The organism is Stenotrophomonas sp. SAU14A_NAIMI4_5 (assembly GCF_003086795.1).
Lineage (GTDB): Bacteria > Pseudomonadota > Gammaproteobacteria > Xanthomonadales > Xanthomonadaceae > Stenotrophomonas.
This window is the reverse complement of sequence record NZ_CP026003.1, coordinates 854,565-881,497: the sequence shown is the minus strand read 5'-3', so window position 1 is coordinate 881,497 and position 26,933 is coordinate 854,565. Positions and strand designations below refer to the sequence as shown.

At 68.5% G+C, this 26,933-nt stretch carries 27 protein-coding genes; 11 read left to right on the top strand and 16 right to left on the bottom strand.

Annotated elements, in window-relative coordinates; translation table 11 throughout:
* The first annotated feature begins 1 nt into the window (after position 1).
* The 7 genes from C1925_RS03990 to C1925_RS03960 all read left to right on the top strand — a co-directional run bounded on the left by C1925_RS03990 (position 2) and on the right by C1925_RS03960 (position 8,045).
* On the top strand, positions 2-940 hold the full coding sequence (locus C1925_RS03990; protein WP_108767802.1) for a histone deacetylase family protein: 939 nt from the start codon (positions 2-4) through the stop codon (positions 938-940).
* Between the two features lie 89 nt (positions 941-1,029).
* Complete coding sequence (gene lptD, locus C1925_RS03985) at positions 1,030-3,510, top strand: LPS-assembly protein LptD (protein WP_108767801.1); 2,481 nt, start codon at positions 1,030-1,032, stop codon at positions 3,508-3,510.
* Positions 3,507-4,850, top strand: a complete 1,344-nt coding sequence (locus C1925_RS03980; protein WP_108767800.1) for a peptidylprolyl isomerase — start codon at positions 3,507-3,509, stop codon at positions 4,848-4,850. Before lptD ends, C1925_RS03980 begins: the two co-directional genes overlap by 4 nt.
* Positions 4,851-4,853: 3 nt before the next feature.
* Positions 4,854-5,834, top strand: coding sequence for a 4-hydroxythreonine-4-phosphate dehydrogenase PdxA (gene pdxA / locus C1925_RS03975; RefSeq protein ID WP_108767799.1), 981 nt, complete (start codon positions 4,854-4,856; stop codon positions 5,832-5,834).
* The gene (gene rsmA, locus C1925_RS03970) at positions 5,831-6,634 is read left to right on the top strand and encodes a 16S rRNA (adenine(1518)-N(6)/adenine(1519)-N(6))-dimethyltransferase RsmA (RefSeq protein WP_108767798.1); all 804 of its coding nucleotides are present in this window, start codon (positions 5,831-5,833) and stop codon (positions 6,632-6,634) included. Before pdxA ends, rsmA begins: the two co-directional genes overlap by 4 nt.
* Positions 6,635-6,647: 13 nt before the next feature.
* The gene (gene apaG, locus C1925_RS03965; RefSeq protein WP_079220685.1) at positions 6,648-7,031 is read left to right on the top strand and encodes a Co2+/Mg2+ efflux protein ApaG; all 384 of its coding nucleotides are present in this window, start codon (positions 6,648-6,650) and stop codon (positions 7,029-7,031) included.
* A gap of 15 nt (positions 7,032-7,046) precedes the next feature.
* Entirely contained in the window at positions 7,047-8,045 is a 999-nt protein-coding gene (locus C1925_RS03960) for a symmetrical bis(5'-nucleosyl)-tetraphosphatase (protein ID WP_108767797.1), read from the top strand.
* A 105-nt stretch (positions 8,046-8,150) separates the two neighbouring features.
* Here C1925_RS03960 and C1925_RS03955 read toward each other — a convergent pair whose 3' ends face one another.
* The 9 genes from C1925_RS03955 to C1925_RS03910 all read right to left on the bottom strand — a co-directional run bounded on the left by C1925_RS03955 (position 8,151) and on the right by C1925_RS03910 (position 15,605).
* A complete protein-coding gene (locus C1925_RS03955) occupies positions 8,151-8,642 on the bottom strand; it encodes a dihydrofolate reductase (protein ID WP_108767796.1) in 492 nt (163 codons plus the stop codon).
* A 5-nt stretch (positions 8,643-8,647) separates the two neighbouring features.
* The gene (locus C1925_RS03950) at positions 8,648-9,442 is read right to left on the bottom strand and encodes a thymidylate synthase (protein ID WP_108767795.1); all 795 of its coding nucleotides are present in this window, start codon (positions 9,440-9,442) and stop codon (positions 8,648-8,650) included.
* Positions 9,439-10,326 carry a prolipoprotein diacylglyceryl transferase gene (lgt, locus tag C1925_RS03945; RefSeq protein WP_108767794.1) on the bottom strand — a complete coding sequence of 296 codons (888 nt, stop codon included), beginning with the start codon at positions 10,324-10,326 and terminating at the stop codon, positions 9,439-9,441. The genes C1925_RS03950 and lgt overlap by 4 nt, the downstream gene beginning before the upstream one ends.
* A gap of 36 nt (positions 10,327-10,362) precedes the next feature.
* Positions 10,363-10,857, bottom strand: a complete 495-nt coding sequence (locus tag C1925_RS03940; RefSeq protein ID WP_108767793.1) for a TPM domain-containing protein — start codon at positions 10,855-10,857, stop codon at positions 10,363-10,365.
* Entirely contained in the window at positions 10,857-11,753 is an 897-nt protein-coding gene (locus tag C1925_RS03935) for a TPM domain-containing protein (protein WP_108767792.1), read from the bottom strand. Before C1925_RS03935 ends, C1925_RS03940 begins: the two co-directional genes overlap by 1 nt.
* A 3-nt stretch (positions 11,754-11,756) precedes the next feature.
* Positions 11,757-12,377: a LemA family protein gene (locus C1925_RS03930; RefSeq protein WP_108767791.1), complete on the bottom strand. Its 621-nt coding sequence runs from the start codon at positions 12,375-12,377 to the stop codon at positions 11,757-11,759.
* A 632-nt stretch (positions 12,378-13,009) separates the two neighbouring features.
* Positions 13,010-14,170: an MFS transporter gene (locus tag C1925_RS03920; RefSeq protein WP_108767790.1), complete on the bottom strand. Its 1,161-nt coding sequence runs from the start codon at positions 14,168-14,170 to the stop codon at positions 13,010-13,012.
* 256 nt (positions 14,171-14,426) lie between these two features.
* Positions 14,427-15,176 (bottom strand): TerC family protein, encoded by a 750-nt coding sequence (locus C1925_RS03915; RefSeq protein ID WP_108767789.1) that lies wholly within the window; start codon positions 15,174-15,176, stop codon positions 14,427-14,429.
* A 33-nt stretch (positions 15,177-15,209) separates the two neighbouring features.
* Positions 15,210-15,605 (bottom strand): diacylglycerol kinase, encoded by a 396-nt coding sequence (locus C1925_RS03910; protein WP_108767788.1) that lies wholly within the window; start codon positions 15,603-15,605, stop codon positions 15,210-15,212.
* A 213-nt stretch (positions 15,606-15,818) separates the two neighbouring features.
* Here C1925_RS03910 and C1925_RS03905 point away from each other — a divergent pair, with 213 nt between their 5' ends.
* Positions 15,819-16,520 (top strand): SGNH/GDSL hydrolase family protein, encoded by a 702-nt coding sequence (locus C1925_RS03905; protein ID WP_108767787.1) that lies wholly within the window; start codon positions 15,819-15,821, stop codon positions 16,518-16,520.
* A 280-nt stretch (positions 16,521-16,800) separates the two neighbouring features.
* Here C1925_RS03905 and C1925_RS03900 read toward each other — a convergent pair whose 3' ends face one another.
* The 3 genes from C1925_RS03900 to C1925_RS03890 all read right to left on the bottom strand — a co-directional run bounded on the left by C1925_RS03900 (position 16,801) and on the right by C1925_RS03890 (position 19,668).
* On the bottom strand, positions 16,801-18,072 hold the full coding sequence (locus C1925_RS03900; protein ID WP_108767786.1) for a HAMP domain-containing sensor histidine kinase: 1,272 nt from the start codon (positions 18,070-18,072) through the stop codon (positions 16,801-16,803).
* A gap of 150 nt (positions 18,073-18,222) precedes the next feature.
* A complete protein-coding gene (locus tag C1925_RS03895) occupies positions 18,223-18,936 on the bottom strand; it encodes a response regulator transcription factor (RefSeq protein ID WP_002811889.1) in 714 nt (237 codons plus the stop codon).
* An 87-nt stretch (positions 18,937-19,023) separates the two neighbouring features.
* Positions 19,024-19,668, bottom strand: coding sequence for an arylesterase (locus C1925_RS03890; RefSeq protein ID WP_108767785.1), 645 nt, complete (start codon positions 19,666-19,668; stop codon positions 19,024-19,026).
* 75 nt (positions 19,669-19,743) lie between these two features.
* On the opposite strand from C1925_RS03890, the gene C1925_RS03885 reads away from it, so the two are divergent.
* The 3 genes from C1925_RS03885 (at position 19,744) to C1925_RS03875 (ending at position 23,326) form a co-directional block, all read left to right on the top strand.
* On the top strand, positions 19,744-20,391 hold the full coding sequence (locus C1925_RS03885) for an ATP-binding cassette domain-containing protein (protein ID WP_108767784.1): 648 nt from the start codon (positions 19,744-19,746) through the stop codon (positions 20,389-20,391).
* Complete coding sequence (locus C1925_RS03880) at positions 20,388-22,904, top strand: FtsX-like permease family protein (protein ID WP_108767783.1); 2,517 nt, start codon at positions 20,388-20,390, stop codon at positions 22,902-22,904. The genes C1925_RS03885 and C1925_RS03880 overlap by 4 nt, the downstream gene beginning before the upstream one ends.
* A 68-nt stretch (positions 22,905-22,972) precedes the next feature.
* Complete coding sequence (locus tag C1925_RS03875; protein WP_108770613.1) at positions 22,973-23,326, top strand: DMT family protein; 354 nt, start codon at positions 22,973-22,975, stop codon at positions 23,324-23,326.
* 242 nt (positions 23,327-23,568) lie between these two features.
* Here C1925_RS03875 and C1925_RS03870 read toward each other — a convergent pair whose 3' ends face one another.
* The 4 genes from C1925_RS03870 to C1925_RS03855 all read right to left on the bottom strand — a co-directional run bounded on the left by C1925_RS03870 (position 23,569) and on the right by C1925_RS03855 (position 26,754).
* Positions 23,569-24,495 (bottom strand): DUF6607 family protein, encoded by a 927-nt coding sequence (locus tag C1925_RS03870; protein ID WP_108770612.1) that lies wholly within the window; start codon positions 24,493-24,495, stop codon positions 23,569-23,571.
* Positions 24,496-24,576: 81 nt separating this feature from the next.
* Positions 24,577-25,179, bottom strand: a complete 603-nt coding sequence (locus C1925_RS03865; protein WP_108767782.1) for a Hemin transport protein — start codon at positions 25,177-25,179, stop codon at positions 24,577-24,579.
* A 242-nt stretch (positions 25,180-25,421) separates the two neighbouring features.
* Positions 25,422-25,616 (bottom strand): hemin uptake protein HemP, encoded by a 195-nt coding sequence (locus tag C1925_RS03860; RefSeq protein WP_005412278.1) that lies wholly within the window; start codon positions 25,614-25,616, stop codon positions 25,422-25,424.
* A 166-nt stretch (positions 25,617-25,782) separates the two neighbouring features.
* Positions 25,783-26,754 carry an aldo/keto reductase gene (locus tag C1925_RS03855; RefSeq protein WP_108767781.1) on the bottom strand — a complete coding sequence of 324 codons (972 nt, stop codon included), beginning with the start codon at positions 26,752-26,754 and terminating at the stop codon, positions 25,783-25,785.
* Positions 26,755-26,933 lie beyond the last annotated feature (179 nt).

Genomic DNA, 26,933 nt, shown 5'->3' with positions numbered 1-26,933 from the left:
GATGCTGGTCTATACCCACCCCGCCTGCCTGCAGCACGACCCCGGCCCCGGCCATCCCGAGTGCCCGCAGCGGCTGCAGGGGGTGCTCGATGCCCTGCACCAGGCCTTCCCCGGCCAGCTGGACTGGCGCCAGGCGCCACCGGCCAAGTTCGGTGAACTGAGCCGGGTGCACGACAGCGCCCTGCTCGACTTCGTCCTGCAGCCGCAGACCCTGCCGCTGCGCCAGCTCGACATGGACACCTGGACCTCGCCCGGTTCGGCCAGCGCCGCCGTGCACGCGGCCGGCGCCGGCGTGGCCGCGGTCGATGCGGTGATGCTGGGCGAGGATCCGCTGGCGTTCTGCGCGGTGCGCCCGCCCGGCCACCACGCCACCAGCAGCACGGCGATGGGCTTCTGCCTGCTCAACAACATCGCCGTGGCCGCCGCCTACGCGCGCGACCGCCATGGGCTGGAGCGCATCGCGGTGGTGGACTTCGATGTCCACCACGGCAACGGCACCCAGGACATCTTCCAGCACGACGCCCGGGTGTCGTACTACAGCACCCACCAGGCCGGGCTGTTCCCCAATTCGGGCCTGCGCCGCGACCGTGGCGCTGGCAACCTGATGAACATCCTGCTGCCGCCGGGCAGTGGCGGGTTCCGCTTCCGCAATGTCTGGGCCGACGAGATGCTGCCGGCCATCGACGACTTCCGCCCGCAGCTGCTGCTGATATCGGCCGGCTTCGACGCCCACCTGCGCGACCCGCAGGCCGACCTGATGCTGGAAACCGACGATTTCGCCTGGATCACCGCCGAACTGCATGCGCTGGCCCGCCGCCACGCGGCCGGCCGGGTGGTGTCGATGCTGGAGGGCGGCTATGACCTGCAGGCCCTGTCCGAGTGCACCGTGGCCCATGTCCGGGCCCTGCTGGAGGGGGCATCCGGGCCACGGGCTGGATGAACCCGAACCGGCAGCGGGCGGCAACCTTCATTGCCCCTATGCAGCGGATGGGGCAATCTACCGTCCGTTTTCGCCCGAATCCGAACCGCGTGCGCCGAGCCCTCCGCCTGCTTCCCCTGCCCCTGAGCATCGCCGTCTGCCTTCCCGCGATGGCCGATGACAAGCCGCTCAACTGGGGCCTGTGCCCGGCAACCGAGGTCATTCCCGCCTTCACCGATGCCCCCACCCCGGTGCCCGGGCAGGACAAGGCCGCCGCCAGCGCCGAACGCGAGCAGCAGCCCACCGACATCGAGGGTGACCAGCTGCTGGGCACCACCACCGTGCCGCAGTACCAGGGCAACGTGGCGCTGCGCCGTGGCGACCAGTTCGTCGGTACCGACAAGCTCAGCTTCGACACCGAGAGTGGCAACTACATCGCCGACGGCAATGTGCGCTACCAGGATGCGTCGATCCGCATGGTCGCCAAGCGTGCCGAGGGCAACCAGGAAAGCGACACCCACAAGATCACCGACATCCAGTACCAGCTGGTGTCGCGCCGTGGCAACGGCGATGCCGAATCGGTCGACCTGCAGGGCGCCGTCGGCCAGATGCACCGCTCGACCTACACCACCTGCGATCCATCGCAGCCGGTGTGGAAGCTGTCGGCGCCGGAAATCGAAGTGGACAACGACGAGGGCTTCGGCACGGCACGCAATGCCGTGCTGCGCATCGGCAAGGTGCCGGTGCTGTGGGCGCCGTACTTCAAGTTCCCGATCGATGACCGCCGCAAGACCGGCCTGCTGTTCCCGCAGCTGGGCATGTCCGGCCGCAACGGTTTCGATTACGCCCAGCCGATCTACCTGAACCTGGCGCCGAACTACGACGACACGCTGACGCCGCGCTACATGAGCCGGCGCGGCCTGATGCTCGACAACGAGTTCCGCTACCTCTACAACGGCGGCCGCGGCGAACTGCTGACTTCCTACATCCCCAACGACAAGCTGCGCGACATGGACCGCGGCCGGGTGATGTTCACCGGGTATCACAATGTCAATGTCCACTGGCAGGCGCGTGCCAACCTGGCCTGGGTCAGTGACGAACGCTACATCGAGGACTTCGCCAACCGCCTGGTCGGCGTGACCGCGTCCAACCTGCAGAGCACCATCGGCCTGTACGGCACCGGCCAGGACTGGACCGCCGGCATCATGGCCGACCGCTGGCAGCTGACCGATTACACGCTGGACGAGCGCGCCCTGGCCTACAACCGCCAGCCGCGGCTGTACTTCAACTGGGACAAGTCGCTGCTGCCGTGGCTGGAGACCGGCGTCTACTCCGAGGTCGTCCGCTTCACCCACGACGACGTGAACTTCAAGTACGACGCCAGCGCCGGTGAAGACCTGCAGTACACCCGCAACGGCCTGACCCAGCGGGTCTACGGCGGTTCGCGCCTGGACATCAAGCCGTACGTGTCGTTCCCGATCAGCGGTGCGGCCTGGTACGTCACCCCGACCCTGGCCTACCGCTATACCGCCTACCAGCTGGACCGCGGCCTGGCCGACAGCATCCGCAGCACGGTGCTGACCTCGCAGGGTGTCGATGTGAGCACGGCGACCGCCGACCAGCTGCGCGGCAACACCTCGCCGACCCGCGCCCTGCCGATCGCCAGCCTCGATGCCGGCCTGTTCTTCGACCGCGACACCAAGATCGGCGGCAAGTCCTTCCTGCAGACCCTGGAGCCGCGCCTGTTCTATCTGCGCACGCCCTACCGCAACCAGGACGACCTGCCGATCTTCGATACCCGTGACTTCACCTTCAGCTGGGGCCAGCTGTTCCGCGATTCGCGCTATACCGGCGCCGATCGCCAGAACGATGCCAACCAGCTGACGATGGCGCTGAGCACCCGCTTCATCGACCAGACCACCGGCAAGGAACGCTTCTCGGCCTCGATCGGCCAGATCCAGTACTTCGACGAGTCGCGGGTGACCGTGACCCCGGGCGGCGCCCCGGTCGAAAAGGGCAAGTCGGCCTGGATCGCCGATTCGAACTACATGATCAACGACCGCTGGACCCTTGGCGCCACCTACCAGTGGGACCCGAAGTACAAGCGTGAGGATCTGGCCAGCGTCCGCGCCCGCTACCTGATGTCCAACGACGGCGTGGTCAACCTGAGCTACCGCTACCGCATCAACGCCGGTGCGGCGGCCAATGCCACCAAGGAAGAGCGCACCCTGCTGGAACAGGCCGACCTGTCGTTCCTGTACCCGCTGAACGAGCGCTGGAGCCTGGTGGGCCGCTATTACTACTCCATCCAGGACAGCAAGCCGCTGGAAATCATCGGTGGCGTGCAGTGGGACAGCTGCTGCCTGGCCGTGCGCGCCGTGGCCCGCCGCTACGTGCGCAACCGCGAGGGTGAACTGAACAATTCCATCCAGCTCGAGTTCGTGCTCAAGGGCCTGAGCTCGCTGGGCCAGGACACGGACCGCACCCTGCGCCGTGCTATCCTCGGGTACAACCGCGACGACCTCTATCTCGTGCCGCCCAGCAACACCGGGGCGACCCGGGACGACTACGATCCAAACCAGATCCCATGACCAAGAGCTTCCCCGTCCTACTCGCTTCGCTGCTGGCCGTGTCCAGCGTGTCCGCCCCCCTCCAGGTCATCGCCCAGGAGGCCCAGCCGCTGGACCGCATTGCAGCCATCGTCGATGAGGACGTGGTGCTGCAGAGCGAACTGCAGCGCGCGATCGTCAACATCAAGGCCCAGTACGCCGGTCGTGAGAACCAGCTGCCGCCCGACGACGTGCTCAGCCGCCAGGTGCTCGAGCGCCTGGTGCTGGTCAAGCTGCAGGTCGCCCGCGCCCAGGGCAGCGGCATCCGCATCAGCGACCAGGAACTGAACCAGGCGATGAACTCGATCGCCCAGCAGAACGGTTCCAACCTGGACGCCCTGCGCCAGCGCCTGGCCAGCGACGGCATCGATTTCGCCGATTTCCGCGCCTCGGTGCGTGACGAGATCACCGTGCAGCGCCTGCGCCAGAGCTTCGCCCAGAGCCGCATCAGCGTCAGCGAGGGCGAGGTCGATGCTGCCCTGAAGCAGCAGGCCACCGTCGGCAACCAGTACCACCTGGCGCACATCCTGGTGGCCCTGCCCGACGGCGCCACTGCCGAACAGATCTCCACCGGCCAGAAGAAGGCCGATGGCGTGAAGGCACTGCTGGACAAGGGCGAGCTGGACTTCAACGCCGCCGCCGTCCGCTATTCGGACAGCCCCAACGCGCTGGAAGGCGGCGATCTGGGCTGGCGCAGCCTGGATGAGATCCCGGCCGCCTTCGCGCAGATGATGCAGCAGATGAAGGCCGGCGACGTGGTCGGTCCGATCCGTGGCCCGAGCGGCTTCCAGCTGCTGAAGCTGGTGGAAGTGCGTGATGCCAACGCCGCCACCGGCGACCACACCGTCACCGAGTACCACGGCCGCCACATCCTGGTGCGCGTGGACGACAACCAGACCGACGCGGCCGCCAAGGCCAAGATCGACACCCTGCGTGCCCGCATCGTCGGTGGTGCCGACTTCCAGGCCGTGGCCAAGGAATCGTCGGAAGACAACAACAGCAAGGGCCAGGGCGGCGATCTGGGCTGGTTCCCGGCCGATGCCTTCGGTCCGGCGTTCGGCCAGCAGGTCGAAGGCATCCAGGACGGCGGCGTCAGCCAGCCGTTCCGTACCGATGCCGGCTGGCACATCGTGCAGCGCGTTGCCACGCGCCAGACCGACGTGACCAGCGACAACCAGCGTGCCCAGGTCCGCGAGACCATCGGCCGCCGCAAGCTGGAAGACGAATACAACCGTTTCCTGCAGGAACTGCGTGGCGAAGCCTACGTCAGCTTCCGCAGTGGCGACCGCGCGGAGAACACCGCGACGCCGCAGCAGCCCTGACCGATGCGCCCCGAGCTCGCTCTGGTACCGGGCGAGCCGGCGGGGATCGGCCCGGAGCTGTGCGTCCGCCTTGCCCAGCAGCCGCGTGATGATTGCCGGCTGCTGGCCTTCGCCGACCCGGATACCCTGCGCGCCGCCGCGGCCGCGCTGAAGCTGCCCCTGCAGCTGCTGCCCGAGGATGCCGAGGCCCGCCTGCCCGGCGACCTGCGCCTGCGCGCCCTCGGCAACACCACCCCCAGCCACTTCGGCCAGACCGATCCCGCCAATGCGGGCGCGGTGATCGGCGCGTTGCTGGCGGCCGGCCAGGCCTGCCTGTCCGGCGAGCTGCAGGGCGTGGTCACCGGCCCGGTGCACAAGGCGGTGATCAATCAGGGCGGCATCGCCTACAGCGGCACCACCGAACTGCTGGCCGACCAGGCCGGAGTGAAGGTGGTGATGATGCTGGCCAACGACATCGTGCGCGTGGCCCTGGCCACCACCCACCTGCCGCTGCGCGAGGTGGCCGATGCGATCACCGCGCCCAGCCTGGAACACACCCTGCGCACCGTGCATGCCGCGCTGCGCCGCGAGTTCGGCCTGCCCGCGCCGCGTATCGCCGTGCTCGGGCTGAACCCGCATGCCGGCGAAGACGGCCACCTCGGCCGCGAGGAGCTGGACCTGGTCATCCCCCTGCTGCAGCGCCTGCGCGCGGAGGGCATGGACCTGGTCGGGCCGCTGCCGGCCGATACCGCCTTCCTGCCGGCCAAGCTAACCGGCTTCGACACCGTGCTGGCCATGTACCACGACCAGGGCCTGCCGGTGCTGAAGTATTCCGGCTTCGAACAGGCCGTGAACCTGACCCTGGGCCTGCCCTACCCGCGCGTGGCCGTCGACCACGGCACCGCGCTGGAGCTGGCCGGACGTGGCATCGCCGATCCTTCCAGCCTGCAGGCCGCAACGGCGCTGTGTGCGCGGCTGGCCCGGCAACGTACACTGAGCGCATGAATTCCCCGCATTCCCCCTCCGGCCCGGTGTTCACCGCCCCGGCCAAGAAGCAGCTTGGCCAGCATTTCCTGGCCGACCGCCACTACATCGACAAGATCGTGATGGCGGTCAATCCCAAGGACGGTGACCGTCTGGTCGAGATCGGCCCCGGCCAGGGCGCGATCACCCTGCCCCTGCTGCGCGTGCACCCGACGCTGACGGTGATCGAGTTCGACCGCGACCTGATCGCGCCGCTCACCGCCGCCGCCGAACCGCTGGGCGATCTGACCATCGTCCAGGGCGACGTGCTGCGCGTGGATTTCACCGCGCTGGCCGCCGGCGAGCCGATCCGCCTGGTCGGCAACCTGCCCTACAACATCTCCTCGCCCATCCTGTTCCACGCGCTGGAGCACGCCGCGGTCGTCCGCGACATGCACTTCATGCTGCAGAAGGAAGTGGTGGACCGCATGGCTGCCGGCCCGGGCAGCAAGGTCTATGGCCGCCTCAGCGTGATGCTGCAGGCCTACTGCCAGGTGACCTCGCTGTTCGTGGTGCCGCCGGGCGCGTTCCGGCCGCCGCCGAAGGTCGATTCGGCCGTGGTGCGGCTGGTGCCGCGTGACCCGGCCAGCGTCAACATCAACGACCACAAGCGCTTTGCCGACGTGGTCAAGGCCGCCTTCGGGCAGCGCCGCAAGACCCTGCGCAATGCGCTCAACAACGTCGTCACGGCCGAGCAGTTCGCGGCCGCCGGCGTGCGCCCCGATGCCCGTGCAGAACAGCTGGATGTGGCTGAATTCATCGCTTTGGCCAATGCCACCTGATTACACTGCCGGTATGGAAGACGCTGACGTTTACGCCATTACTGTCGAGGTTGCTCCGCGCTTCCTCGACGACCAATCCGCGCCGGAAGACGGCCGCTATGCGTTCGCCTATACGATCCGCATCCACAACCAGGGGCGCGTCGCCGCGCGTCTGGTCGCCCGCCACTGGCGCATCACCGATGCCAACGGCCGCGTCGAGCATGTCGATGGCGACGGCGTGATCGGCGAACAGCCGCGCCTGCGCCCGGGTGAAGACTTCCGTTACACCTCGGGTGTCATGCTGGGGACCGACCACGGGACCATGCAGGGCCACTACGACATGGTTGCCGATGACGGCACCGAATTCGCCGCGCCGGTCGCACCTTTCGTGCTGGCCGTGCCGCGTACCCTGCACTGACACGGAGGCCGGACGATGAGTGTATGGGCGATCGGCGACCTGCAGGGCTGCTACGACGTTACCCAGCGACTGCTGGAAAAGATCCGCTTCGACCCGGCGCAGGACACCCTGTGGTTCTGCGGCGACCTGGTGAACCGCGGCGGACAGTCGCTGGAAACCCTGCGCCTGGTGCATTCGCTGCGCGAGCACAGCGTGGTGGTGCTGGGCAACCATGACCTCTCGCTGCTGGCCGTCGGTGCGCGCACCGAAGAGGAACAGCGCAAGGTCAACCCGGACCTGCTGCGCATCGTGCAGGCCGAGGACCGCGACGAGCTGCTGGACTGGCTGCGCCTGCAGAAGCTGGTGCACGTGGACCGCGAGCTGGGCTGGATGATGGTGCATGCCGGCCTGGCGCCGAAGTGGACCACGCAGATGGCCGAGAAGCACGCCGCCGAGGTGGAAGTGCAGCTGCATGGCGCCGGCTACCGCAAGCTGTTCCGCAACATGTACGGCGACAAGCCGAGCTGGGCACCGAACCTGTCCGGCTACGACCGCTCGCGCGCGATCATCAACGTGCTCACCCGCATGCGCTACTGCACCCCGCGTGGGCGCATCGGCATCGAGGACAAGGGCACGCCGGGCACGCAGGAACAGGGCTTGTACCCCTGGTTCGAAGTGCCGGGCCGGGTCGAGCGCGACCTGAAGGTGGTCTGCGGCCACTGGTCGGCGCTGGGCCTGACCATCACCCAGGGCGTGCACGCCATCGACACCGGTGCGGTGTGGGGCGGCAAGCTCACCGCCATCCAGCTCGACACCGACGAACTGCGCGTGGTGCAGGTACCCGGCCGGGATGTGCCGGCACCGGTGGCCAATGCCCGTCCGCCGGCACGACCGGCGCGCGAGCGGCCGGCCGCTGCCGCGCAGGACAAGGAAGCGGCCGCAGCACCTACCGCCAACCGTGGCCCGCGTCGTCGTCGTCGCCGTGGTGGTGGTGGTGGTGGCGGTAACGGCAACAGCGCACCGCCGCAGGGCTGAGGCCTGTACGGGTAGAGTCGACTGTCAGTCGACTCGCGCGCGCCGCGCGGGGTTTTCCGCGATTTGATGCAGGAGCAGTCGACCAACGGTCGACTCTACCCATGGTCAGCGACGCACGTAGTGCACGAACCGGAACGCGTACGCGTGGCGCGCATCGGCCGGATGCGGCTCGCTGCTGGTTTCCTGCCAGACGCCTGGGTCCACCTCGGGGAAATGGGTGTCGGCCGGTACTTCGGCATCCACCCAGGTCAGGTACAGATCACTGGCCTGGACCAGCAGCTGGCGGAAGATCTCGCCGCCGCCGATGATGCACAGCTCGCTGGCGCCCTCGCCTTCGGCAATGGCCTTCGCCTCGTCCAGCGACGCCACCGCGCGCATGCCCTCGAACGGCACCTGGCCGCTGCGGGTCAGCACCAGGTTGGTCCGCCCCGGCAGCACGCGGCCGATCGATTCGGCAGTCTTGCGCCCCATCAGGATCGGCTTGCCCAGGGTGAGCGCCTTGAAGTGCTTGAAGTCGTCCGGCAGGTGCCAGGGCATCGCGTTGCCCTGGCCGATGCCACGGTTACGGTCCAGTGCCACGATCATCGACAGCTTCATTGCACTCATACCGCCACCGGCGCCTTGATCGCCGGGTGCGGGTCGTAGCCATCAATGCGGATGTCGTCGAACTGGAAACCGAACAGGTCGGTCACCTCCGGGTTCAACCACAGCTTGGGCAGCGCGCGCGGTTCACGCGACAGCTGCTCGCGGGCCTGCTCGTAGTGGTTCGAATACAGGTGCGCATCGCCCAGGGTGTGCACGAAATCGCCCACGCCCAGGCCGGTGGCCTGCGCCACCATGTGGGTCAGCAGCGCGTAGCTGGCGATGTTGAACGGCACGCCGAGGAAGATGTCGCCGCTGCGCTGGTACAGCTGGCAGCTGAGCTTGCCGTCGACCACGTAGAACTGGAACAGGTTGTGGCACGGCATCAGCGCCATCTGCGAAAGCTCGCCCACGTTCCAGGCGCTGACCACCAGCCGGCGCGAATCGGGGTTGCGCTTGATCTCGTCCACCAGCCACTGCATCTGGTCGATCTCGCGGCCATCGGCGGTGGCCCAGCTGCGCCACTGCTTGCCGTAGACCGGGCCGAGGTCGCCGTTCTCGTCGGCCCACTCGTCCCAGATGCGCACCTGGTTGTCCTTCAGGTAGCCGATGTTGGTATCGCCCTTCAGAAACCACAGCAGCTCGTGGATGATCGAGCGCAGGTGCAGCTTCTTGGTGGTGACCAGCGGGAAGCCTTCGTTGAGGTCGAAGCGCATCTGCCAACCGAACACGCTGCGGGTGCCGGTGCCGGTGCGGTCGCTCTTCTCGGTGCCGTGCTCGAGCACATGCGACAGCAGGTCGAGGTAGGCCTTCATGCCTTGCCCTCCGCGGCCACCATCGGCTGCGGCTGCAGCACCGGTGCGCGGCGCGACAGGGCCAGCAGCACCAGGCCGAAGGCGATGAGCGGCACGCACAGGATCTGGCCCTTGGTCAGCCAGCCGAAGGCCATGTAGATGCCGTTGTCGGGCATGCGCACGAATTCCACCGCGAAGCGGAAGATGCCGTACAGCAGCGCGAACAGGCCACCGATCAGGTAGCGATGGCGCGGCTTGGCCGACACCGCCCACAGCACCACGAACATCACCAGGCCTTCCAGCGCCGCTTCATACAGCTGCGAGGGATGGCGGGCGTACTGGTTCAGCGCGCCGGTGGCGAACTGCGCCTGCAGGGTGGCGGTGTCGAGCTGGTTCAGCGGGGCCGGCAGGCCGGACGGGAACACCACGCCCCAGCTGCCATCAGTGTACTTGCCCCACAGCTCGGCGCCGATGAAGTTGCCGATGCGGCCGAAGCCCAGGCCCAGCGGCACCAGCGGCGCCATGAAATCCATGGTGTCGAAGAAGTGCAGCGCGTGCTTGCGCGACCACCACCAGCAGGCGGCGATGACGCCCAGCAGGCCGCCGTGGAAGCTCATGCCGCCATCCCACACCTTAAACAGCAGCAGCGGGTTGTGCAGGAAATCGCCCAGCGCATAGAACAGCATGTAGCCGATGCGCCCGCCCAGCACCACGCCGAGCATGGCGTAGAACAGCAGGTCGGAAAAACCGTTGGCATCGACGCCCGGCAGGCGGCCCTCGGCGATGCGCTTGCGGCCCAGCAGCCAGGCCGCGGTGAAGCCGAGCAGGTACATGATGCCGTACCAGTGCACCTTGATCGGCCCCAGCGAAAGGGCGATGGGGTCGATGTCGTGGAAATAGATCATGGAAGCTGCCTTGCGGGAGTACGGGTATTTTACGGCTCAACCCAGGATCTGCGGGGTGTCGGGCAGGCCGTCATCATCGGACCGCGTGGCGGCCGGAAAGTGCCCTTCCACCAGCGCGGAGACTTCATCGATGGCGCTGCGCAGCGCCTCGACCGGGTTGGCCCCGCGCAGGCCCTCGCGCAGGTGGGTGCAAACCCGCTGCCACTGCGCCGGGCTGACCCGGCCGTGCAGGCCGCGGTCGGCCACGATCTCGATGGCGTGGTCGGCCAGCAGCAGGTAGATCAGCACGCCGTTGTTGTGGTGGGTATCCCAGGTGCGCAGCTGGGCGAAGGCCTGCTCGGCCGCCTGCCGCGGGGTCACGCCCCGCCACAGCGCGTGCAGCGGCAGGTCCGCCTCCACCGCGAACATCACCTGGCCGCCGTGGCGTGCCTCACCGGCGGCAATGGCCTCGGTGATGGCCTGCAGGGTGTCCGGCGGGAAGGCCCGCCGCACCGAGGGCGCGACCACATGACGGAGCAGGCGCCGGATCATCACCAGCCTCCCGAGGCGCCACCGCCGCCGGAGCGGCCACCACCACCGCCCCAGCCACCGCCGCCGCCACCAAAACCGCCACCACCGCCGCCAAAGCCACCGCCCCCACCCCAGCTGCCGCCACCCCAGCCGCCGCCTCCGGCAAAGCGCCCGGGGTGGCCGGACAGCATCGCCACGACCAGGCCGACGATGCCGGCCAGGCCGCTGGCCAGCAGGGTGGAAGTGAACAGGAACGCGGCCAGCGCCGCGCCGCCGCCGCCGAGCAGGCCGCGCAGCGGGCGTGGCACCCGCGAGAACACCCCGCGCAGGATGCTGCCGGCGAACACGCCGATGAACAGCGCCAGGACCCAGGTATCGCCACCACCGCCCGGTTCGTGGCCGCGCTGGCCGCTGACCGGCGCCGGCAACGGCTCGCCATCGACCAGCTTCACCAGCACGGCCGTGGCGTCGGTGATGCCACCGGCGTAATCGCCGCTGCGGAAGCGCGGCACCAGGTATTCCTGGATGACCCGGTTGGCGATGGCATCGGGAATCGCGCCTTCCAGGCCGTAGCCCGGCTCGATGCGCACGCGCCGGTCATCCTTGGCCACCACCAGCAGCACGCCGTCATCCACACCCTTGCGGCCGATCTGCCACTGGTCGAAGACGCGGGTCGTGTACTGGGCGATGTCCTCGGGCTGGGTGCTGGGCACCACCAGCACCTGCAGCTGGCTGCCCTTGCGCTGCTGCAGGTCCAATGCCTGCTGCACCAGTGCCTGCTTCTGCGCGGCATCGAGGGTGCCGGTGGTATCGACCACCGGCGAATCCAGCGCGGGAATCGGCGCCAGCGACTGCGCCTGCGAGGCCAGCGGCAGCCACAGCAGGAACGCCAGCAGCAGCGCGGTGGCCAGGCGCATCGGTCAGTGCGCCGGCTGCGGTGCCGGCTGCTGCTGCGGCGTGGTGCCGAAGTCGACCACCGGCGCGTTGGAGATCTGCGCTTCGTTCTCGACGCTGAAGTTGGGCTTGGGCTGGTAGCCGAAGATCTTCGCGGTGACCAGCTGCGGGAACGAGCGGATGTAGGTGTTGTAGTCCTGCACCTGCTGGATGTAGCGGCCGCGAGCCACGGTGATGCGGTTCTCGGTGCCTTCCAGCTGCGCCTGCAGGTCGCGGAAGTTGGCGTCGGACTTCAGCACCGGATAGTTCTCGGTGACCACCAGCAGGCGCGACAGCGCGCTGCCCAGTTCGCCCTGCGCCTGCTGGAACTGCTTGAGCGAGGCCGGGTCATCGGCGTTGACGTTGATCTGGCCGACGCGCGAGCGGGCGTTGGTGACTTCGGTCAGCACGCGCTCTTCCTGGCTGGCGAAACCTTTGACGGTCTGCACGAGGTTGGGCACCAGGTCGGCGCGGCGCTTGTACTGGTTGAGTACTTCGGACCAGCTGGCCTTGACCGCCTCATCCTTCTGCTGGATGGCGTTGTAGCCGCAGCCGGAGAGCAGGGAGGCCAGCAGCAGCAGGGGCAGGACGCGGGTGAAAAGGCGCATGGCGGGAGTTCCGGGTGGACTGGCTGCCGAGCATGCCATGGTTCGCGTTAACGCCAGCGTGGAGGTCGGCCATCGGGCGGGGCCCCCTCCGCGGTGGGTGTGTTTGCTGGATATCGGGGTTGGTCGGGAGGGTGGGTTGGCTGGGAGACGCTGCAAGTACGTCCCTGTAAGCTCGGTCGCCGCTTGCTCGTGTGCGCTGTCCTGCGCACACGGCAAGACCGGGGTTGGGCGTCCTGCCCAACCCGCCCGAGGCATGCCTCGGGCCCATGGCGATCACGCCCCCAGCCAACCCACCCTCCCGACCATGGACGGTTTCCTGGCACCGCGGGAAAGATCAGAAAGAGCAAGAGCAAAAGCCCATGCGTCAGACATTCGTGCCGACCAACGGTCGGCACCCACCAGAGCAGAACGCCGTTCTGACAGATCGCGGAGGTCTGTCGAAGGCGGGGTGGGTCCGGTTGAGGGGGTGTGAGCGGCATGGATGCCGCGACCAAGCCCCCATGGCTGGGTTTACGGCGTCCCCCTCAACCGGACCCACCCCGCCATCCCACGGATAGCCCGCTGTTGAACTTGACGTTGCCCTGGCTTGTAGCGGGTGCAGGGCTGCAAGCCCTGCCGGCCCCCCCCACCGTTCAACAGGCCTCAGGCACCGGCGCGCGCGTCCGCCCCAGCCACGCCAGCAGCAACCCCGACACCGCCAGCAACCCACCGGCCACCGGAATCGCCGCATACCCCAGGCCCGCGCTGATCACCGCGCCACCCAGCGCCGCACCCACCGCGTTGCCCAGGTTGAACGCACCGACATTGATCGACGACGCCAGGCCCGGCGCCTCGCTGGCCACCTGCATCACCCGGATCTGCAGCGGCGGCACCAGGGCAAAGGTCGCCGCACCGAACAGCAGCACACCGAGCGCCGCCGTGGCGTGGCTCATGAAAGCCAGCGGCAGCACGAACATCAGCACCGCCAGCACGGCCAACAGGATGCGCGTGGCGCCATCCAGCGACCAGTCAGCCATGCGCCCACCGATGCCGTTGCCGACGGTGAAGCCGATGCCGATCAGCGCCAGCGACATCGCAATGAATGCATTCGACGCGCCCGTCAGTTCGCCCAGCACCGGCGCCACGTAGGTGTAGAGGGTGAACATCGCACCGGCACCCAGCACCGTAGTGGCCATCGCCAGCAGCACCTGCGGCTGCAGGATCGCGCGTATCTCGCGACGCACGTCCGGGCGCGCATCCGGCGCCGACGCCGGCAGGGCCAGGCCCAATGCGGTGATCGCAACCAGGCCCAGCACCGCCGTGCCGGCGAAGGACAGGCGCCAGCCCAGCTGCTGGCCGACCCAGGTGGCCAGCGGCACGCCACCGATGTTGGCGATGGTCAGGCCCATGAACATGGTGGCCACGGCGGCCGCCTGCTTCTCCTTCGGTACCAGGCTGGCGGCGACCACGGCACCGATGCCGAAGAACGCACCGTGGTTGAGGCTGGTGACCAGGCGTGACAGCAGCAGCAGGCCGTAGTTCGGCGCCAGCGCCGACAGCAGGTTGCCGACCACGAAGATCGACATCAGCAGCATCAGCGCGGTGCGCTTGCCGAACCGCCCCATCAGCAGGGTCATCACCGGTGCGCCCAGCATCACACCCACGGCATAGGCGGTGATCAGCATGCCGGCGGAAGGAATGCTCACGCCCACGCCATCGGCGATGACCGGCAACAGGCCCATCGGGGCGAACTCGGTGGTGCCGATGGCGAAGGCGCCGACGGCGAGGGCCAGCAGTGCGGCTCTGGAATTCATGGGGGTTCCTGTGGGGAGGAAACGGGAAGCTGCGTAGCCTGCGCGCTTTGCCGTCGCCGATTAAGCCTCGCCGCGAGAAAACAGTGTTGACCCCGGTTCACAGGTGGCGGCGTGATTCCGCCGGGCATGGCCCGGCGCTACCAGAGCCGGCGAGCCCGGGCGGTTGCGATCCGGTAGCGCCGGGCCATGCCCGGCGAGCGCAGCGGCCCCCATAACGCAGAACCCCCGGCAGTGCCGGGGGTCCTGGATGGATCGTTTACCAGTTGCCGGCGCCCGGCACGTGGTGGTCGCGTGCGCGGCGGCGCATCAGCAGGTTCAGCCATTCCACCAGCACCGAGAAGCCCATCGCGGCGTAGATGTAGGGCTTGGGCACGTGCACGTCCAGGCCGTCCAGGATCAGCACCGCACCGATCAGCAGGATGAAGGCCAGGGCCAGCATCTTCACCGTCGGGTTGGCATCGATGAAGCGGCCCAGCGGGTTGGCGGCCAGCAGCATCACCAGCACCGACAGGAGGATGGCGGCGACCATCACCGGGATGTGGTCGGCGATGCCGACGGCGGTGATCACCGAGTCCAGCGAGAACACGATGTCGATGACCGCGATCTGCGCGATGACGTAGCCGAACACGGCCGAGGCCTTGGTGGTGCTGGGGTCTTCATCCTCGCCACCGGTGATCAGCTCCTTGATCTCCATGAAGCCCTTGATGATCAGGAACAGGCCACCGACGATCAGCACCAGGTCGCGGATGGAGATGCCCATGCCGGCCACGGTGAACAGGTTCGCCGCCATGTGCGCCAGGTAGGCCAGCGATACCAGCAGGCCGATGCGGGTGATGCAGGCCACGGCGATGCCGAGCTTGCGCGCGAACGGGCGGCGCTCTTCCGGCAGCTTGCTGACGGCGATGGAGATGAACACCAGGTTGTCGATGCCGAGCACGATTTCCAGGGCGCTGAGGGTAAACAGGGTTACCCAGGCGTTGGGGTCGGCGAGAAACTCAAAGGACATGGAAACTCTTCAGGACAGTGGGGGAATGGGGATTCAGGCGTACGTGCCGGCCAGCAGGTGGGGCACCACGACCAGTGCCCAGCACAGCAGCACGTTCATCATCAGCACGAACACCGCTGCCGAGCCCATGTCCTTGGCGCGGCCAGCCAGCTCGTGGATCTCGGCGCCGTAGCGCTCGATCACCGCTTCGATGGCCGAGTTGGCCAGTTCCATCGCCAGCACCAGCAGCATCGAGCCGATCATCAGAGCGCGCTCGACCGGGGTCTGGCCCAGCCACAGCGCCAGCGGGGCCAGCACGACCAGCAGGTAGACCTCCAGCCGGAACGAGGACTCGTGCAGCCAGGCGGCGCGCAGGCCCTGCCAGGACCAGCGGGCGGCCTGGAAGATGCGGCGCGGGCCGCGGGGCATGTGGCCGAACTGATCAGCCACGGGGGAAATATCCAGCAACAGGGGCGCGGCGCGGCGACCGCTCAGACGCACGGCAGGCAATCATGGGTGCACAGGAATGGGCAGACAGCCCCCATTTTGCCACAAGGGCGGCAGCGGCACCCCGCAGCGGCCGGCCAACGACCCGCCATGGTCAAGCGCAGCACGGCGGCGAACTCCTATGATGGGTGTCCCCTGCCCTTGCTGGAGCCGCTGATGACACTCGCCCGTACCTGTCTGCTGTCGCTTGGATTGCTGACCCTGGCCCCGCTGGCCCAGGCGTTGAGCCCGCCGGCCGCGCCGCGCGTGCCCGACCAGGTGTCCAACGTGGCCTGGGAAGGCGACATGGCCAGCTTCCTCAAGGCCGATCAGGGCAACCCGCCGCCGCGCGGTGGCATCGAGTTCATCGGCAGCTCCTCGATCCGCTTCTGGGAGAGCCTGGCCCAGGACTTCCCGGGCCAGCCGGTGTTCAACCGCGGCTTCGGTGGTTCGGAAGTGCGCGACAGCACCTGGTATGCCGACCAGATCGTGGTGCCCTATGCGCCGTGCAAGGTGTTCTTCTACGCCGGCGACAACGATCTCAACAGCGGCCGCAGCGCCACCCAGGTGCGCGATGACGTGGTGGCCTTCGTGCAGCGCGTGCACCGCGACCTGCCGAAGACCAAGGTGGAATACCTGTCGATCAAGCCAAGTCCGTCGCGCGCGCACCTGCTGCCGGCGATCAACCAGGCCAATGCGATGATCAAGGCGGCCCTGGCCAAGCTGCCCAACGCCGGCTACACCGACATCTACACCCCGATGCTGGGTGCCGATGGCCAGCCGGACGCGAAGCTGTTCCGCGAGGACATGCTGCACATGACCCCGGCCGGCTACGCGATCTGGACCAAGGCCGTGGCGCCGAAGGTCAACTGCAACTGAGCAGGGCGTGCGCCGGGCTTTGCCTGGCGTGACCCGGGATTCATCCACGCATGGCGTGGATCTACTGCAGATCGCAGCCATCTGTCAGAGGCGGGGCGGTGTGGGTTTGCGGGGTGTGAGCCGCATGGATGCGGCGACCAAGCCCCCATGGACGGGTTCACGGCGTCCCCGCAAACGCACACCGTCCCGCCATCCCACGGAATGTCCGCATTTGATGTTGAAGTTGCCGGCCAGCGGCCGGCACTACCGCGGGTGCCGGGTGCAGCCCGGCAGAAGCTCCTTACCGGAAAATGACGGTGGCTTCGGTGCCCTTGCCCGGCTCGCTGGCGAGGCTGACCTTCCAGCCGAAGCGGTCGCACAGCCGGCGCACGATCGACAGGCCCAGGCCCGTGCCCTGCGGACGATCCGGTTCGGCGCGGTAGAACGGCTCGAACGCGCGGGCCAGCGCCTCGGCCGACATGCCGATGCCGGTATCACGCACCACCACCCGGTCAGACTCGACCTGCACGTCGATGCGGCCTTCGTCGGTGTAGTTGCAGGCGTTGCGCACCAGGTTGCCGACCACCACCTGCAGCACCCGCGGCGGCGCATGCAGCTGCACCGGGCCGGCGTTGTGCAGGTGCACCGCCACCGGGCGGTTGCCCAGCAGTTCGTTGGCGTTGTCCACCTCGTAGCGGACGATGTCGTTGACATCGAACAGCTCGATCTGCGGCTCGATGTCGGCCTCGCGGGCCAGGATCAGGAACGCATCGATCACCGCCTCCATGTCCCGCCCGGCGCGCTGGATGCGCTGCAGGCTGCGGCGCAGGCGCGGTTCCAGGGTCTCATCGCCCAGCGCCATGTCGCTGGCCACGCGGATCACGGTCAGCGGCGTGCGCAGTTCGTGGCTGGCATCGCGGGTGAAGTTGCGCTCGCGCGCCACATGGTCGGTGACCCGGTTGGCCAGTGAATGCAGCGCCGCCGCCAGCTGACGGGTTTCGCCCTGCATGTCGGCCGGCAGCTTGTCCGGCTCCAGGTCGGCCGCCTCGGGGTGGCCGGGGTCCCAGCGCGACACGCGCCGTGCCAGCCAGTTCACCGGCGACACCAGGCGCTTGGACGCGCGGTAGGTCACCCAGCTGGCGCCGTAGACGGCCAACAGAGTCAGCAGCACCGGCACGATGCCGAACCAGAACGCCAGCATTTCCGCGCGCGAGCGCAGGAACACCAGGTACAGCCGGCCCTGCGGCCGGGCATCGACCAGCACCAGCTGGTCATCGCCGGGCAGTTCATGGAAACCGGGTTCCAGCGTGCGCAGGTTGGCTGGCAGCGACAGGCTGGAGCGCCCGCGCTCGAGCAGGTACCCGCGGATGTTCTGGGTATTGGGCGGTGGCTGCGCGGGCGAGGCCTCGTGCAGCGTCCAGTAGTAGGCGGCCTCTTCGCGCAGGGCGGCGCCCACCAGGCTGTGCTTGATCACCAGCGAGACCAGCCACGCGCCCAGCAGGATGCCTACGCTGGCCAGCACTGCCTGCAGGATGAAAGCGATACGGATCTTGCGCGGCAGGCCGTGCGGCATTGCGGGGTCCCGGTTGAAGCGCTGCGATTATAGGCAGCGCGCCGTGCCGGCGACGTGCACGGTGGATGACCACCCCTGCGGCCGACGGCCCGTCCCCTGCCCCGCGACCCGGCCGAAGCCGGGGCGGGCCTGTTCCTGTACCGGCACTGCTCAGGCCATGGGCTGGGCGATGTCGGCGATGCGGTAACCGGCGCTCTGCACGGTGTGCAGCAGCGGACGGTCGAACGGCTTGTCGATGATCTTGCGCAGGTTGTACAGATGGCTGCGCAGGGTGTCCGAATCCGGCAGCCCGTTGCCCCAGATCTCGCGTTCGATTTCCTGGCGGGTGACCACGCGGGGCGATTCCCGCATCAGGATGGTCAGCAGGCGCAGGCCGATCGGCGAAAGCTGCAGTTCGGTACCGGCACGGGTGGCCCGCATGCTGACCGGATCGAGCACGAGGTCGGCGACCTTGAGCACTTCCGAACCGACCTGGCGACGTTCGCGGCGGATCAGCGCGCGCAGGCGGGCTTCCAGTTCCTGGATGGCGAACGGCTTGGTCAGGTAGTCATCGGCACCAAACCCCAGGCCGGTGAGCTTGTCGTCCAGCGTGTCGCGCGCGGTCAGCATCAGCACCGGCGTCGACTTGCGGGCATCGTTGCGCAGGCGGCGGCACACTTCAATGCCATCCAGGCGCGGCAGCATCAGGTCCAGCACGACCACGTCGTAGCTGTTTTCAGCGGCCAGACGGTAGCCGTCCAGGCCATCCTGCGCATAGTCCACCTCGAAGCCACGGCCTTCCAGGTATTCGCCGATCATCTCGGAGATGTTGCGGTTGTCCTCGACCACCAGCACCAAGCCGGAAGTCTCCTTCGTCTGACGCATGTGAGTACCTCTTTCTTCAGCTTTGTGAAACATGCCCGATCGACGGTGGACGCGATGTGAAGTTCCGTCAAGACGCCGAAAAAAGTTTCACAGCAGCGGTTTGAGCAGCGGCCAGACGTTGTCCAGCACCTTCGGCTGGGCCTGCGCGGTGGGGTGCAGGCCGTCGGCCTGCATCAGCCCCGGCTGCAGGGCCACGCCCTCCAGCAGGAACGGCAGCAGCGGCACCTTGTACGTGTCGGCCAGCGCGCGGTAGGCGGCCGCCAAGCGCTGGCGGTAGGCCGGGCCGTAGTTGGGCGGCACGTCGATGCCCAGCAGCAGCACCTTGGCGCCGGCGGCGCGGCTGGCCAGCAGCATCTTTTCCAGGTTGCCCTGCACCTGCGCCGGGGTCAGCCCGCGCAGGGCATCGTTGCCGCCCAGCGCGATGACCACGACGGTCGGCTTCTCCTTGGCCAGCAGGCCCGGCAGGCGGGTCAGCGCGCCGGCGGTGGTTTCCCCGCTCATGCTGGCGTTGACGATGCGGGGCGGGGTTTTCGACTGCTGCCTGACCCGCTTGTCCAGCAGGCTGACCCAGCCTGCGTCGGCCGGGATATTGTGGGCAGCACTGAGGCTGTCACCGAGCACCAGCACCGTGCCGGCCGGACCTTTGGCACACGCCAGCCCGGACCACAGCAGCAACCCTAGCAGCAGCACCATCATCGTGCCGGCTTGCCGGCTCCATCCTGTAATGCGCATTGGAGTCTCCTCATCGACAGCCTGTCCCCCCGCAGCGCGTCCGTCGCCATCGCCGTCGACCAGGTCGGCAAATCCGTGCATGGCCCGGAGGGTGAAGTCCACATACTGGACAACATCACCCTCACGGTACATGAAGGCACCAGCGTGGCGATTGTCGGGGCCTCCGGTTCCGGCAAGACCACCCTGCTCGGCCTGCTGGCCGGGCTGGACCTGCCCAGCCGCGGCGGCATCACCCTGGCCGGGCAGGCGCTGGGCGCACTGGACGAGGAAGCCCGGGCGCAGCTGCGTGCACGCGAAGTGGGCTTCGTGTTCCAGAGTTTCCACCTGCTGCCGGCGCTGACGGCGGCCGAAAACGTCGCACTGCCGCTGGAACTGGCCGGCCGCGAGGACCGCGCGCGGGTCGATGAGGTGCTGGCCCAGGTGGGCCTCTCGCACCGCGCCCGCCACTACCCGCGGCAGCTGTCCGGCGGCGAGCAGCAGCGCGTGGCCCTGGCCCGTGCCTTCGTCACCCGCCCGCGCATCCTGTTCGCCGATGAACCCACCGGGTCGCTGGACCAGGCCACCGGCCAGCACATCAGCGACCTGCTGTTCGAACTCAATGCGGGCAGCGGCACCACCCTGGTGCTGGTCACCCACGACCTGCGCCTGGCCCAGCGCTGCCAGTACATCCACCGCATCGACAACGGTCGCCTGCAGGCGGTCGAGTACGGGGCGCAGGCATGAACCTGCTGCGGCACGCCTGGCGCGCGCTGCGCCGCGAAGCCCTGGCCGGTGACCTGCTGACCGTGTTCGCCGCGCTGGTGCTGGGCGTGGCGGTGATGACCGCCGTCGGCACGCTGGTGAACCGGGTCAACCTGGCCCTGACCGGCAGCGCGGCTGAGATGCTGGGCGGCGACCTCGGCGTGGCCGGGCGCAGCGATCCGCCTGCGGTCTTCGCCGAAGAAGCGCAGCGGCGCGGGCTGGCCTCCACCCGCATCGCCGGCTTCGGCAGCGTGCTGTTCAACGGCGATGCCAGCCAGATGGCCAGCATCAAGGCGGTGCAGGCCGGCTACCCGCTGCGCGGCACGCTGCGGGTGCGGGCCACGCCGGGCGGCGCGCTGATCGCCGATGCCGGCATGCCGCCGCAGGGCCAGACCTATGCCGACCCACGCCTGCTGCAGGCGCTGGGCCTGAAGGTCGGTGATGCGCTCGAGTTCGGTGCGGGCACGCTGCGCGTGGCCGGCATCATCGAGGCCGAGCCGGACAGCGGCGGCGACCTGCTGACGCTCTCCCCCACCCTGCTGGTCAACCGCGCCGACGTGGATGGCACCGGCCTGCTCGGGCCGGGCAGCCGCATCAATTACCGGCTGATGGTGGCCGGCGCACCCGACCAGGTGGCCGCGTACCGGCAATGGCTGCTGCCGCAGGTGAAGGGCATGCGCCTGCTGAGCGTGGACGACACGCAGCGCGGCGTGCGCCAGGCGTTTGATCTGGCCGGCCGCTTCCTCGGCCTCAGCGCGCTGCTGGCGGTGCTGCTGGCCGGCGTGGCCACCGCGCTGGCGGCCAACCGCTTCGCCCTGCGCCGCATCGACCAGGTGGCGATCCTGCGCTGCCTGGGTGCGCGCCAGCGCGACATCCTCGCTGGCCTGGCGCTGCAGCTGCTGATGCTGGCGGTGCCGGCCTGCGCGCTCGGCATCGGCCTGGGCATGGCCGCGCAGGAAGGCCTGGTGCAGGTGCTGGGCAGCCTGGTGCCGCAGCGCCTGCCGCTGCCCGAGGCCACCCCGGCGCTCACCGGTGCGGGCATCGGCCTGCTGCTGTTGTTCGGCTTCGGCCTGCCGCCGCTGCTGCGCCTGCGCGGGGTGCCGCCGATGCGCGTGCTCAACCGCTCCTTCGCCGCCCTGCCGCCGGCCTCGCTGCTGGCCTATGTGGCGGCGCTGGCGGCCAGCCTGGTGCTGGCGGTGCAGGTCACCGGCGACCTGAAGCTGGCGCTGTGGGTGCTGGGCGGCCTGGCCGCGCTGGCGCTGGCCGCCGGCGTGGTCGGCTTCGGCCTGCTGCAGCTGCTGCGCGGCCTGCAGCACCGCCTGCATGGCAACTGGCGGCTGGGCCTGGCCGCGCTGACCCGGCGGCGGATGCTGGCGGTGATGCAGCTGGTGGGCCTGTCGCTGTCGCTGTGCGCGCTGCTGCTGCTGGCGGTGACCGGACCCGGCCTGCTGCAGCAGTGGCGCGAGCGCCTGCCGGAGAACACGCCCAACTACTTCCTGATCAACATCCAGCCCGAGCAGCGCGACAGCGTGCTGGCCGCGCTGCAGGGGCTGGGCGCGGCGGATGCCAGCGTCGAACCGATGGCCACTGGCCGCCTGATCGCGATCAACGGCAAGCCGCCGCTGCGCGTGGACCGTACGCCGGAGCAGAACGGCCAGTCGCCGCAGGGCGAAGGCCAGCGCGACGACGATGACGAGAACCGGCCGTTGAACTTCAGCTGGCGCAGCACCTTCCCGCCGGCCAACACGCTGGTCAACGGCACGTTCTGGAAGGCCGACAGCACCGCGCCGGAGGCTTCGGTGGAGATCGGCTGGGCCAAGCGCTACGGCGTATACCCCGGTGATCGCATCACCATTGCCGTGGGCGAGCAGGAACGCGAGTTCACCGTCACCAGCGTGCGCAAGGCGGACTGGAACACCTTCCGCCCGAACTTCTTCGTGCTTCTCAACCCGAATGCAGTGGGCGATACGCCGCACAACCTGCTGTCGGCGTTCCACCTGCCGGCCGGCAAGGCCGCGGGCCTGGGTGCGCTGGTGCGCGAACAGCCGAACCTGTCGCTGCTGGATGTCGATGCGGTGATCTCGCAGGTGCGCGAGGTGATGAACCGCGTTGCGCAGGCGGTGCAGCTGGTGATGGTGTTCAGCCTGCTGGCCGGCGTGCTGGTGCTGCTGGCCGCACTGCAGGCCACCGCCGGCGAGCGCCGCTACGACAGCGCGGTGCTGCGCACGCTGGGTGCCACCCGGCGCCAGCTGCGCGGTGCGGTGCTGGTGGAGTTCGGCGCGCTGGGTGCGCTGGCCGCGCTGCTGGCCGTGGGTGCGGCAGCCGGCATCGGCGTGGTGGTTTCGCAGAAGGTGTTCGAGCTGCCGCTGCTGCCGCCGTGGCCGGGCCTGCTGCTGGGCGGGCTGGTGGGCATCGGCCTGAGCCTGCTGGCCGGCTGGTGGGGCACGCGGGCGATCCTGCACACGCCGCCGGCGCTGGCCCTGCGCGAGGCCTGACGCGGCCGTGACACGCGACGGGTGGGGCCGGCGGTATGCTGCGCGCCCCACCCGATGAGATCGCCCGGATGCCCGGCACGTCGGTCGCTGCTTACCTGTACCCCGTGTTGCTGCTGCTCGGCAGCAACATCTTCATGACCTTCGCCTGGTACGGCCACCTCAAATACAAGAGCGCGCCGTTGATGATGGTCATCATGGTCAGCTGGGGCATCGCCTTCTTCGAGTACTGCCTGCAGGTACCCGGCAACCGCCTGGGCAGCGCGGTGTATTCGGCGCCGCAGCTGAAGGGCATGCAGGAAGTGATCACCCTGGTGGTGTTCGCGGTGTTCTCCGCGTTCTACCTGGGCCAGCCGCTGAAGTGGAACCATTACGCCGCGTTCGGGTTGATCGTGCTGGCGGCGTTTTTGATGTTCAAGGAATAACGGCATCCACGCATGGCGTGGATCTACTGACGGATTACGGCATCCACGCATGGCGTGGATCTACTGACGGATCACGGCATCCACGCGTGGCGTGGATCTACTGACGGATCACGGCATCCACGCGTGGCGTGGATCTACTGACGGATCACGGCATCCACGCATGGCGTGGATCTACTGACGACCGGTTCCAGTAGATCCACGCCATGCGTGGATGCGGTTGCGGTTGCGGTTGCGGCCCGGCGTTACCGGGCCTTTTCCACGAATTCGGCGAACACGGCGTCGATCTGCGCGTCCTTCACCTTCTTGCCCGACTGGATATCGTCGGCCTGGGTGAACAGCGGGATGATCATTGCCATGCCATCGAGCTTGGTCTTCAGGTGCACGCCCGGGGCCTGGGTCAGGAAGCCGTCCCAGCGCTGGCGCACCTTGGCCCAGTAGCCGGCGGTGGCCTTCCAGTAGTCGCGCGCGGGGCTGAAGTCGACTTCGGTGGTCCGGAGGTAGTCGTTGAAGCCGAACTCGCGGGCGATCTCGACCTGGCTGCCGTCGGCGTTGCGCTGCACCTTGGTGTTGAACTGCTCGTGGGTCCAGCCGTTCGGGGTGAGCGTGTGGCGGTTGACCACAGCCAGCGCGTTGTAGTCGCTGCGCTTGGTGTATTCGCGGCGCGGCAACGGGCGCCAGCTGATGTCGCTGGTCCAGGTCGGCACGTTGTTGTCGTAGGTCCAGGTACCGGTGCCGCAGTAGCGCGGCGCGTCACTCACCTCATACACGCACTGGGTCCACGCGCCCTGGTTGATGGCCGCGGGAATCGTGCGCACCTGCCAGGTCTGGTCGGCGCTGAACTCGAAGCGGTTGCGCGCTTCATAAACCCAGTCCTGCCGCCAGTGCTTGGTCACGTGGCCGCTCTTGGCATCCACCAGCAGGTGCTGCAGCACGATGCGCTGCGGGCTGTCCTCGACCACGATCACCACTTCGTTGCCGGCACTGCGCATGGCCGGTGCACGCTCGTAGCCCGGCTTCAGCAGCACCGTTTCGTCGAAGGCGAAATCCACGGTGTATTCGCCCTGCATGGCCAGGATGCTGGCGTGGTCACGGGCGATATCGGTGGGCTGGGCGCTGGCGGTACCGGCGACGGCAAACAACAGCATCACGCTGGCGGCGTGCGACTTCATCGGGAATTCCTTGGGATGGTGCGGGCGATGGGTGGCCATCCGTGGCCAACGTCGATCCATCAGGGTTCCATCAAACAGGGTTCAGAGGCGCACCAGCGGCAGGTCGCCGGGGATGCGCGGCGCAGGCCGGCGGGCGGCATCGGCGCAGCAGCAGTCATCGATGGACAGCTCGCCATCGGCGCCTTCCAGGCGCGCGATGCGGCGTGCGGTGGCCGCGCCCAGCGAGGACAGCGTGGACAGGCTGGCGGCCAGGGTGCTGCCGTCGTCGGCGGCATGCAGGCGCAGCGCGCACAGGCGCCAGCGCTGGCCACCCAGGTGGCCGGCCAGGCGCCGCCACAGGCGTTCGCCGACACTGCCTTCGGCGTCGTGTTCCGGGCCCGGCGGCAGCGACGCCACCAGCCGGTCCCAGGGGAGGAAATCGCTGTCGGGCAGCAGGTACAGGCGCCACACGCAGCGGCCGCGGCCATCGAGGAAGCACAGGCTTTCGCGCAGGCCTTCGCTGTCCACGCCCTGGCAGGCATGCACCGACACGGCCTGGCGCCAGCCACCCAGCTCGCTGCTGTCGGCGTGGTACAGGCACAGCACGGTGCCCAGCGCGGCCAGCTGCGCCGGCGTGGGCCAGGCCTGCAGCGCGTGGTGCGGCAGGAAGGACGACAGGCGACGGGCGGACAGGGCTCGGCTCATGGGATTCACCAGGACACGGCAGGAGTGGCCGACAGGGTCGGACCGGTGGCGTACGCGTCGCTTGGACGCGCGGCGATGCAGCAGGTCATCGGCAAGGGCCTGACCAGGCAGAGGGGGGAGCCCCCGGCCACCGGCACGCCAGGCGTGCACGGACAGCCGAGGGGGAGAGAGCGGGAGCGGACGGGTCGCCCACCCTGCCAGCGCTGCTGGCAGGAGGGAGGGAGGCGGGCGACCAGACCGCGTTACTTGGTCAGGATCAGCTTGTCGTTGCTGGTGTGGCGCAGCCGGTAGAAACGGTCGCCGTGCTGGATCAGGATTTCGCGGCGGCCCTTCAGCAGGGCTTCGCTGTCGATCACTTCTTCCGGCGGAACGACACGCACCGGGCGGTCGCGCAGGGTCAGCGTTTCGGGGCGCAGCAGTACAGGTTGAGCATTCATGAGCATCTGGACTCGTGCGAGGGACGAGTTAGATGATAATGATTCTCAGTTAACAATCAACAACCATTCTCAATTCCATTGATGAGATTTATGATCGATTTCTCAATTTCGATAGATCACATCAATTGAAAGCGCGGATCGACGGCCGATCCGCGCAAGACGACCCTCAGACGAAGGCCGATTCCACCCGCGCCCAGCCGGCGTCATCGACCTTTTCCAGCACCTCCAGCGCCTGCAGGTTCTGCAGCAGCTGGCTGACCCGGCTGGCGCCGAGGATCACGCTGGAGACATTCGGGTTGCGCAGGCACCAGGCGATGGCCAGGCTGGCCGGGGCATGGCCGAGCTCGGCGGCAACCTCGCTGAAGCGGCGCACCTGGGCCAGGCGCACGGCAGCGTTCTGGCCCAGCACCAGATCCTGCAGCCAGCCCATGCCCTCGCGGCCCAGCCGTGCATCGGCGGGAATGCCCTGGTCGTACTTGCCGCTCAGCAGGCCCGAGGCCAGCGGCGAGAAGATGGTGGTGCCCAGCCCGGCGCTGGCGTACAGCGGGGCGTACTCCACTTCCACCCGCTCGCGGTGCAGCAGGTTGTACTGCGGCTGCTCCATCGACGGTGCCTGCCAGTTGTGGCGGGCGGCGATGTCCACCGCCTCCTCGATCTGCGTGGCCGACCACTCCGAGGTGCCCCAGTACAGCACCTTGCCCTGCCGGACCAGGGTGTCCATGGCATGCACGGTCTCGGCGATCGGCGCGTCCGGATCCGGGCGGTGGCAGTAATAAAGGTCCAGATAGTCCACCCGCAGGCGCTTGAGCGCGGCATGGCAGGCGTCGGTCACATGCTTGCGCGACAGGCCGCGCTGGGTCGGGCGCGGGTCCTTGGCACTGCCGAAGAACACCTTGCTGGACACGCAGTAGCCGTCGCGCGGCAGGCGCAGGTCGGCGATCACGTCGCCCATCACCTGCTCGGCGCGGCCGTTGGCATAGCCCTCGGCGTTGTCGAAGAAGTTGATGCCGTGATCCCAGGCGGCGGCCACCAGGTTGCGGGCCTCGTCACGCGGCACCTGGTCGCCGAAGGTCACCCAGGCGCCGAAGGACAGGGCGGACACCGGCAGGCCGGTGGAGCCAAGGCGACGGTAGAGCATGCGATTCTCCTGTTGCAGGCCCGCATACGGGCCGGGATCGAGCCCCATTCTACCCGCCCCCGTCGGCGGCAAGCCCTTGCCGTTGCTGGCCTGATCGGTGCCGATGGGCCCGCGCACGCCGCTTTTCCTTGCCCCAGCCCCGGCCCTGCACTAGGCTTCCCGTTTTTCGCGCGCCCCCG

Excerpts from the sequence above, each read along its gene's own strand:
- C1925_RS03955 (WP_108767796.1), bottom strand. The coding sequence starts at position 8,642 with ATGAAGCTGTCGATGATCGTGGCACTGGACCGTAACCGTGGCATCGGC.
- apaG (WP_079220685.1), top strand. The coding sequence starts at position 6,648 with ATGGAAGACGCTGACGTTTACGCCATTACTGTCGAGGTTGCTCCGCGC.
- C1925_RS03870 (WP_108770612.1), bottom strand. The coding sequence starts at position 24,495 with ATGAAGTCGCACGCCGCCAGCGTGATGCTGTTGTTTGCCGTCGCCGGT.
- C1925_RS03905 (WP_108767787.1), top strand. The coding sequence starts at position 15,819 with ATGACACTCGCCCGTACCTGTCTGCTGTCGCTTGGATTGCTGACCCTG.
- rsmA (WP_108767798.1), top strand. The coding sequence starts at position 5,831 with ATGAATTCCCCGCATTCCCCCTCCGGCCCGGTGTTCACCGCCCCGGCC.
- C1925_RS03930 (WP_108767791.1), bottom strand. The coding sequence starts at position 12,377 with ATGCGCCTTTTCACCCGCGTCCTGCCCCTGCTGCTGCTGGCCTCCCTG.
- pdxA (WP_108767799.1), top strand. The coding sequence starts at position 4,854 with ATGCGCCCCGAGCTCGCTCTGGTACCGGGCGAGCCGGCGGGGATCGGC.
- C1925_RS03875 (WP_108770613.1), top strand. The coding sequence starts at position 22,973 with ATGCCCGGCACGTCGGTCGCTGCTTACCTGTACCCCGTGTTGCTGCTG.
- C1925_RS03880 (WP_108767783.1), top strand. The coding sequence starts at position 20,388 with ATGAACCTGCTGCGGCACGCCTGGCGCGCGCTGCGCCGCGAAGCCCTG.
- C1925_RS03900 (WP_108767786.1), bottom strand. The coding sequence starts at position 18,072 with ATGCCGCACGGCCTGCCGCGCAAGATCCGTATCGCTTTCATCCTGCAG.
- C1925_RS03915 (WP_108767789.1), bottom strand. The coding sequence starts at position 15,176 with ATGTCCTTTGAGTTTCTCGCCGACCCCAACGCCTGGGTAACCCTGTTT.
- C1925_RS03860 (WP_005412278.1), bottom strand. The coding sequence starts at position 25,616 with ATGAATGCTCAACCTGTACTGCTGCGCCCCGAAACGCTGACCCTGCGC.
- C1925_RS03895 (WP_002811889.1), bottom strand. The coding sequence starts at position 18,936 with ATGCGTCAGACGAAGGAGACTTCCGGCTTGGTGCTGGTGGTCGAGGAC.
- C1925_RS03935 (WP_108767792.1), bottom strand. The coding sequence starts at position 11,753 with ATGCGCCTGGCCACCGCGCTGCTGCTGGCGTTCCTGCTGTGGCTGCCG.
- C1925_RS03855 (WP_108767781.1), bottom strand. The coding sequence starts at position 26,754 with ATGCTCTACCGTCGCCTTGGCTCCACCGGCCTGCCGGTGTCCGCCCTG.
- C1925_RS03990 (WP_108767802.1), top strand. The coding sequence starts at position 2 with ATGCTGGTCTATACCCACCCCGCCTGCCTGCAGCACGACCCCGGCCCC.
- C1925_RS03865 (WP_108767782.1), bottom strand. The coding sequence starts at position 25,179 with ATGAGCCGAGCCCTGTCCGCCCGTCGCCTGTCGTCCTTCCTGCCGCAC.
- C1925_RS03980 (WP_108767800.1), top strand. The coding sequence starts at position 3,507 with ATGACCAAGAGCTTCCCCGTCCTACTCGCTTCGCTGCTGGCCGTGTCC.
- C1925_RS03960 (WP_108767797.1), top strand. The coding sequence starts at position 7,047 with ATGAGTGTATGGGCGATCGGCGACCTGCAGGGCTGCTACGACGTTACC.
- C1925_RS03890 (WP_108767785.1), bottom strand. The coding sequence starts at position 19,668 with ATGCGCATTACAGGATGGAGCCGGCAAGCCGGCACGATGATGGTGCTG.
- C1925_RS03920 (WP_108767790.1), bottom strand. The coding sequence starts at position 14,170 with ATGAATTCCAGAGCCGCACTGCTGGCCCTCGCCGTCGGCGCCTTCGCC.
- C1925_RS03950 (WP_108767795.1), bottom strand. The coding sequence starts at position 9,442 with ATGAAGGCCTACCTCGACCTGCTGTCGCATGTGCTCGAGCACGGCACC.
- lgt (WP_108767794.1), bottom strand. The coding sequence starts at position 10,326 with ATGATCTATTTCCACGACATCGACCCCATCGCCCTTTCGCTGGGGCCG.
- C1925_RS03940 (WP_108767793.1), bottom strand. The coding sequence starts at position 10,857 with ATGATCCGGCGCCTGCTCCGTCATGTGGTCGCGCCCTCGGTGCGGCGG.